7 protein-coding genes are annotated in these 6,628 nt (G+C 66.9%); 6 read left to right on the top strand and 1 reads right to left on the bottom strand.

Features of this window, described 5'->3' with window-relative positions; all coding sequences use genetic code 11:
- On the bottom strand, positions 1-519 hold a 519-nt coding region (locus C450_RS01370), incomplete at its 3' end, for a phosphoribosyltransferase (protein WP_049909778.1).
- Between the two features lie 154 nt (positions 520-673).
- Here C450_RS01370 and C450_RS01365 point away from each other — a divergent pair.
- The 6 genes from C450_RS01365 to C450_RS01340 all read left to right on the top strand — a co-directional run bounded on the left by C450_RS01365 (position 674) and on the right by C450_RS01340 (position 6,571).
- Entirely contained in the window at positions 674-1,024 is a 351-nt protein-coding gene (locus C450_RS01365) for a DUF7344 domain-containing protein (RefSeq protein WP_005039057.1), read from the top strand.
- 59 nt (positions 1,025-1,083) lie between these two features.
- Positions 1,084-1,986, top strand: a complete 903-nt coding sequence (locus C450_RS01360) for a PhzF family phenazine biosynthesis protein (protein ID WP_005039055.1) — start codon at positions 1,084-1,086, stop codon at positions 1,984-1,986.
- Between the two features lie 52 nt (positions 1,987-2,038).
- Positions 2,039-2,359 (top strand): DUF3784 domain-containing protein, encoded by a 321-nt coding sequence (locus C450_RS01355; RefSeq protein ID WP_005039052.1) that lies wholly within the window; start codon positions 2,039-2,041, stop codon positions 2,357-2,359.
- Positions 2,360-2,497: 138 nt separating this feature from the next.
- Positions 2,498-4,783 carry a pyruvate, water dikinase gene (gene ppsA / locus C450_RS01350; RefSeq protein ID WP_005039051.1) on the top strand — a complete coding sequence of 762 codons (2,286 nt, stop codon included), beginning with the start codon at positions 2,498-2,500 and terminating at the stop codon, positions 4,781-4,783.
- A gap of 92 nt (positions 4,784-4,875) precedes the next feature.
- Entirely contained in the window at positions 4,876-5,943 is a 1,068-nt protein-coding gene (gene mfnA, locus C450_RS01345; RefSeq protein ID WP_005039049.1) for a tyrosine decarboxylase MfnA, read from the top strand.
- A 64-nt stretch (positions 5,944-6,007) separates the two neighbouring features.
- A complete protein-coding gene (locus tag C450_RS01340) occupies positions 6,008-6,571 on the top strand; it encodes a YqaA family protein (protein ID WP_241430232.1) in 564 nt (187 codons plus the stop codon).
- The last annotated feature ends 57 nt before the right edge of the window (positions 6,572-6,628 follow it).

Raw genomic sequence — 6,628 nt, 5'->3', positions numbered from 1 at the left:
TCGCGCCATCAGAGATGTGTATAAGAGACAGATCATGTCCTCGATGAAGTTCCACGGGTAGACGATCCACGCCCACTCGTCGAGGCGCTCGCCGACGTAGTCGGGTTCGAACTCGCTGGTTCCCAGGAGTTGGAGGGTCGCGGTGCGGACGCCGTCGGGATCGCGGTCGAGAACGTACTCGTGGGCGTGTTCGATCGACCCGCCGGTGTCGGCGATGTCGTCGATGATGAGCACGTCCTTGCCCGCGACGGAGCCCTCGGGCATCGGGTACCTGACCTCGGGCTCGCCGCTTTTGGCGGCGGTACCGACGTAGTGCTCCATCTTCAGACTGGTGAGGTCGTCGAGCCCGAGGAAATCACACAGACACCGGCCCGCGAACCAACCGCCGCGGGCGAGCGCGACGACCACCTCCGGTTCGAACCCCGAGCGCTTGACCTGGTCGGCGACCGCCCGACACCGACCGTAGATATACTCCCAGTTGGTGACGGTGCAGGTGAAATCGTCCGGCAGTTCGGACATGGTGGTGCTCCGGCGTGATTCCGTGACCGGATCGGTTAACCCTGTCCGTCGAACGTCCATCGAACGGTCGTCGATCGCTGGTACCGACCCAGTATATAACCTCCCTGCGAATGAGCGCAGGTCTTTCATATTGTGTCGGACGAACTCCGCTGCTATGCTCGACACCGACGCCATCTTCGACGTTCTCGCCGCTCGTCGCCGACGGTACGTGCTCTACGCCCTCCTCGAGGTCGAGGACGGACTCGCGCTCCGCGATCTCGCCGGGGTGATCGCAGCTGCCGAGGCGGGCCAGCCGATCGCGGCGGTGGCTGGCGCGTGCCGCGAAGTCGCCACCGATCTCGCTCGGACGCATCTTCCGGCGCTCGACCGGAGTGGACTCGTCGAATACGATCCCACCCGCGAGCGTGCCTGCCTCGCCGACGGCCACGAACGAGCGATGTCGTACCTCGACCTCGCCAGCCGATACGAGCGCCCGCCGACCACCGCCAGCCCGGACGGCGCATAGGTCACCAGCGTGGAACGTCCGGCCGGAGGATTGAGGACGCCCGACGGCGACCCGTCGGTATGGAATCGGTCCGGGCGCTCCTGATCGACGCCTTCACCGACGAACCGCTCGCGGGCAACGCCGCCGGCGTGGTGCCAGCGGCCGACGGCCTCTCAGCCGCCCAGATGCAGGCGATCGCGCGTGAAATCGGGGCGAGCGAGACCGCCTTTCTCCGCTCGGCTGACGATGCTGACCGACGGGTGCGCTACTTCACCCCGTCGACCGAGGTCGATCTCTGCGGCCACGCCACGATCGCGAGCCACGCGTTGCTCCGTGAGGACGGCACGATCGACGACGGGGCGCACACGCTCGCAACCGACGTCGGCGTGCTCGACGTCGAGATCGACGGCGACCGGGTCTGGATGACCCAGAACGATCCCGAAATCGAAACTGTCGATCCCGACATCGAGCGGGTGGCCGCCGCACTCGGCGTCGATCCCGCGGCGATCACGGATGTCGATCTCCCGATGGCCCGGAGTTCGACCGGCCTCCCGTTTCTGGTCGTACCTGTCACCTTCCTCTCCGTTCTCGGCGAGTGCGAGCCCGACATGGCCGCGATCGAAACGCTCTGTGAGACGGTCGACGCGACCGGGCTGTACGCCGTCACGTTCGATACGCTCACCGCCGACGCGACCGCTCACGGCCGGATGTTCGCGCCAGGTGCGGGGATTCCCGAGGACCCCGTGACGGGCACCGCGAGCGGCGCGGTCGGGGCGTATCTCCGACGTTTCGAGGCCGTCGAGGCGACCGAGATGACTTTCGAGCAGGGCCACTTCGTGGACCGCCCGGGCCGTGTCGACGTCCGCATCGACGAGGATGCCCCCGCCGGCGAACGGGTGCGGGTCGGGGGTCGCGCGTCGATCGCACTCGACGGCGAGCTGACGGTCCCCGAGATCGATAAGGCCGGCGTGATCGAGGCATAAATCACGCCGGTACCGACAGAAGACTTATACTATATTCGAACCGATTTCGTTTATGGAACTCCTCGCACTGCCCGTATCGAGTGCTCTAACCGTCCTCGTTGGTCTGGGTGTGCTGGTGATCGGCTATCTCATCAAGTTCCGCGGCTGGACGTTTCTCCTCGCCGGTTACGATCCGACCGCCGTCACCGACGAGGCGGCGCTCGCCGATCTCGCGGGTGGAACCATCATCCGGATCAGTCTCGCTATCGTTGTTTTCGGGATCGTCACCGCCGTCGGAGCCACCTCCTCGCTGCTCGAAACGCTCTTCGCGCTCGCCGTTCTCGTCGCCGCTGTCCGACTCGTCTATCGGATCCGGAAGCACACGACGGTCTGATCCCGGCAGGACACGACAGCGGTCCCCATCACCTCACTACACCGGGCGACGGGAGAAGTGTAGGAACGACGTCGTCTCGGTGCTGTCGCTCGGCTGGTTCGGAAGGTTCTTTATTCACGTTCGTGAGTGTTGATCCACATGGCAGTACTCTGGCTGGACGAGGTCGGAAAGGACGACATCGGCGACGTCGGCGGCAAGGGGGCGTCGCTCGGCGAACTCGCCGGTGCCGGACTGCCCGTGCCGCCCGCGTTCGTCGTCACCGCAGGCACCTACCGCTCGTTCATCGAGGAGACCGGGATCGACGAGGCGCTCTTCGAGGCGGTCGATGTCGATCCCGACGACTCGGCCGCGCTCGCGGAGGCCCAGGCCCGCGCCGAGGAGCTCATCCTCGACACCGAGATGCCCGACGATCTCCGCGAGGAGATCGTCGAAACCTACGGCAACCTCGACGACGGCGAGGCGTTCGTCGCGGTGCGCTCGTCGGCCACCGCCGAGGACCTCCCGGACGCCTCCTTCGCGGGCCAGCAGGAGACGTTCCTGAACGTCACCGAGGAGGACCTCGTCGAGCGGGTGCGGGAGTGCTGGGCGTCGCTGTTCACCCAGCGCGCGATCTACTACCGCGAGCAACAGGGGTTCGAGCACGACAAGGTGGACATCGCGGTGGTCGTCCAGCGGATGGTCGACGCCGAGAAGTCGGGTGTGATGTTCACCTCCCATCCCTCGACCGGCGAGGACGATCTCATCATCGAGGCCGCGTGGGGGCTCGGCGAGGCGGTCGTCGCGGGCGAGGTCTCGCCCGACAACTACGTCTTCGACCGGGCGAGCGGCGAGATCGACTCGGTGACGGTCGCCGAAAAGAACACGATGTACGAGAAAAGCGAGACCGGCGAGACCGTCTCGCGCGAGGTCCCCGATGACAAACGCACCGCCCAGGTGCTCGACGAGAGCGAGATCCACAGGCTAGTCGAACTGGGCGAGCGCGTCGAGGACCACTACGGCGAGCCCCAGGACGTCGAGTGGGCAGTTTTCGACGGCGAGGTGTTCATGCTCCAGTCGCGGCCGATCACGACGATCACCGAGGCCGACGAGTCAGGGGCGGAAGCCGGCGGGGCCGAGGCAGGCGTCGCCGACGGTGGCGGTGACGACACGACGGCCGAGGAGGTGCTGCTCACGGGGCTCGGTGCGAGCCCCGGCGTGGCGAGCGGCTCGGTCCGGATCGTCGGGACGCTCGACCAGCTCGACAAGGTCGAGGAGGGCGACATCATCGTGACCGAGATGACCACGCCCGACATGGTGCCTGCGATGAAGCGCGCGGGCGGGATCGTGACCGACGAGGGTGGGATGACCTCCCACGCCGCCATCGTCTCGCGCGAGCTCGGTGTGCCCGCGGTCGTGGGTTCACAGAGCGCGACTGGAACCCTCGAAGACGGCCAACTCGTCACCATTGACGGGGACAAGGGCTCGATCCGCGAGGGCCGGACCGCGAACGGCGAGCGCGACGCCGTCGAGGAAGTCCGCCCGCAGTCCCCGGTCAAACCGATGACCGCGACCGAGGTGAAGGTCAACGTCTCGATCCCCGAAGCCGCCGAACGCGCGGCCGCGACCGGCGCGGACGGGGTCGGACTGCTCCGCCTGGAGCACATGATCCTCTCGACGAACAAGACCCCCGAGAAGTACATCGCGGACCACGGCGAGGACGCCTATATCGACGAGATCGTCGAGGGCGTCCGGCGGTCGGCCGACGAGTTCTACCCCCGGCCGGTGCGGGTGCGCACGCTCGACGCACCGACCGACGAGTTCCGCCAGCTCCAGGGCGGCGGCGACGAGCCCGACGAGCACAACCCCATGTTGGGGTATCGGGGCATCCGCCGGAGCCTCGACACACCCGACGTGTTCGTCCACGAGCTCGAAGCGTTCCGCCGGCTGTACGAGATGGGCTACGACAACGTCGAGATCATGTTCCCGCTCGTGAACGACGTCGAGGACGTCCGGGCGGCGCGCGATCTGCTTGAAGAAGCGAACATCGATATCGACAAGCGGTCATGGGGCGTCATGATCGAGACGCCCGCGAGCGCGCTGTGTGTCGAGGAGATGGCGGAGGCCGGGATCGACTTCGCCTCCTTCGGCACCAACGACCTCACCCAGTACACCCTCGCGGTCGACCGGAACAACGGCCAGGTCGCCGACCGGTTCGACGAGCTCCACCCCGCGGTGCTCGAACTCATCGCCGAGACGATCGAAACGTGTCGTGAGAACGACGTCGAGACGAGTATCTGTGGCCAGGCCGGCTCGAAACCCGAAATGGTCGATTTCCTCGTCAACGAGGGTGTCTCCTCGATTTCGGCGAACATCGACGCCGTCCGTGACGTCCAGCACGAGGTCAAGCGGGTCGAACAGAAACTCATTCTCGACACCGTTCGCTGAGCTGGCGGTTCGATCGGTCCCGGGCGGTTTTCGGTCGCTTGGTGAGGTATCGAAGACACAACGGCTAAACCTGCCACGCTCCAGCCATGGCTATGCAGCGGGCCACCCCGCAGGAGTTCTCCCGTGTCCTCTCCTCGATGTGTACGGAACCCCATCCCGCGGCCCGCGCGGCCGCCGAGGAGTTCCTCGCGACGAACCCCGGCGACCCCGCCACCTACGAGACCGTCGCCGACCTCGAACGCGAGGCCGTAGCGACCCTCGACGAGATCGCCGGTCATCCGGATGCGGCAGGATACATCACCAGCGGTGGCACCGAGGCGAACCTCCAGGCGATGCGGATCGCGCGTGATCGCGCGACGAGCGGGGCGGCCGACGGTCGGGCGAACGTCGTCGCGCCCGCGAGCGTCCATTTCAGTTTTCAGAAGGCCGCCGCCGTGCTCGGTCTCGAACTCCGGACCGCACCGCTCGCTGACGACTACCGGGCCGACCCCGAGGTGATGGGCGAACTCGTCGACAGCGATACGGTCGCGGTGGTCGGCGTCGCCGGCTCGACCGAATACGGGCGCGTCGATCCCATTCCTGCTATCGCCGATCTCGCGGACGAGACGGACGCGCTGTGTCACGTCGATGCCGCATGGGGTGGGTTCCAGCTCCCGTTCACGGATCACGACTGGCACTTCGACCATGCCGCTGTCGACACGCTGACGATCGACCCCCACAAGCTCGGCCGTGCGGCCGTGCCTGCCGGCGGACTGCTCGCGCGCTCTCCCGATCTACTCGATGTCCTCGCGATCGACACGCCGTACCTCGAATCGGCCTCCCAGGCCAGCCTCACCGGGACCCGGAGCGGGGCTGGCGTCGCGAGCGCGGCCGCCGCGATGGACGAACTCTGGCCCGACGGCTACCGCGAGCAGGCCGAGCGCTGCCAGGCGAACGCCGACTGGCTCGCCGCCGCGCTCGACGAACGGGGCTACGAAGTCGTCGAGCCGGAACTCCCCCTGATCGCCGCCACCCTCCCCGAGAGCGAGTTCGACGCGCTCCGTGAGGGCGGCTGGCGGATCGCGCGCACGGCGACGGGCGACCTCCGGGTGGTCTGTATGCCCCACGTCACTCGCGGGACGCTCGAGCGGTTCGTGACCGATCTCGATCGCGTCGAATAACACCACACTTAGGACGCGCGAGTGTGGATTCCCGCTCGTGTCATTCCCCCTGGCCGCGGAGTGGCTGCTTCTCACGGATTCTGCGGCCGGGACGATCGTGCCGCTGCAGTTCGGCGGGCTAGAGGAAGCGGTCGAGACCGCGACGGGCCCCATCGGACTGTTGCTCATCGCGGCGTACTCGTTTCTGATCGCGGTCGTGCTGCCGTTGCCGAGCGAAATCGTCCTCGTTCCCGCTGCGACCGGTCTCGGATTCGGACTGCCCGAGAACGTTGCCCTCGCAGTCATCATGCTGGTGAGCGGACTCGGCAAGGCCGCCGGCAGCGTGGTTGCGTTCCACCTCGGTCACGAGGCGAGACGACAGTCCGGCCCCGTTATCGACCGGCTCCGCGAATCGCGCTTCGACGTCGTGGAGTGGTCCGAGCGCCGGACGGTCGAGCTCGCGCGGAAGTACGGCTACATCGGGCTCGCGCTCGCGCTCTCGGTCCCGTTCTTTCCCGACACGATCTCGATCTACGCGTTCACTGTCTTGGAGGAGGACTACGTGAAGTTCGCCGCCGCCACCTTCACCGGGAGCATCGGTCGCCTGCTCATCACCGTGGGCGTGCTCTCGCCGTTCTTCGCCCTGTGAACTGGAGTTCCGTCGATCCGAGATCGTCGGTGTCGGCTGCTCGTCGTGAGGAACACC

Source organism: Halococcus salifodinae DSM 8989 (assembly GCF_000336935.1).
Lineage (GTDB): Archaea > Halobacteriota > Halobacteria > Halobacteriales > Halococcaceae > Halococcus > Halococcus salifodinae.
Note: the sequence above shows the minus strand (reverse complement) of the source record. Positions and strands in the feature narration are given on the sequence as shown.

Bases quoted from the DNA above. Each gene is read 5' to 3' on its own strand.
- C450_RS01365 (WP_005039057.1), top strand. From the start codon at position 674: ATGCTCGACACCGACGCCATCTTCGACGTTCTCGCCGCTCGTCGCCGA.
- C450_RS01360 (WP_005039055.1), top strand. From the start codon at position 1,084: ATGGAATCGGTCCGGGCGCTCCTGATCGACGCCTTCACCGACGAACCG.
- C450_RS01355 (WP_005039052.1), top strand. From the start codon at position 2,039: ATGGAACTCCTCGCACTGCCCGTATCGAGTGCTCTAACCGTCCTCGTT.
- ppsA (WP_005039051.1), top strand. From the start codon at position 2,498: ATGGCAGTACTCTGGCTGGACGAGGTCGGAAAGGACGACATCGGCGAC.
- mfnA (WP_005039049.1), top strand. From the start codon at position 4,876: ATGCAGCGGGCCACCCCGCAGGAGTTCTCCCGTGTCCTCTCCTCGATG.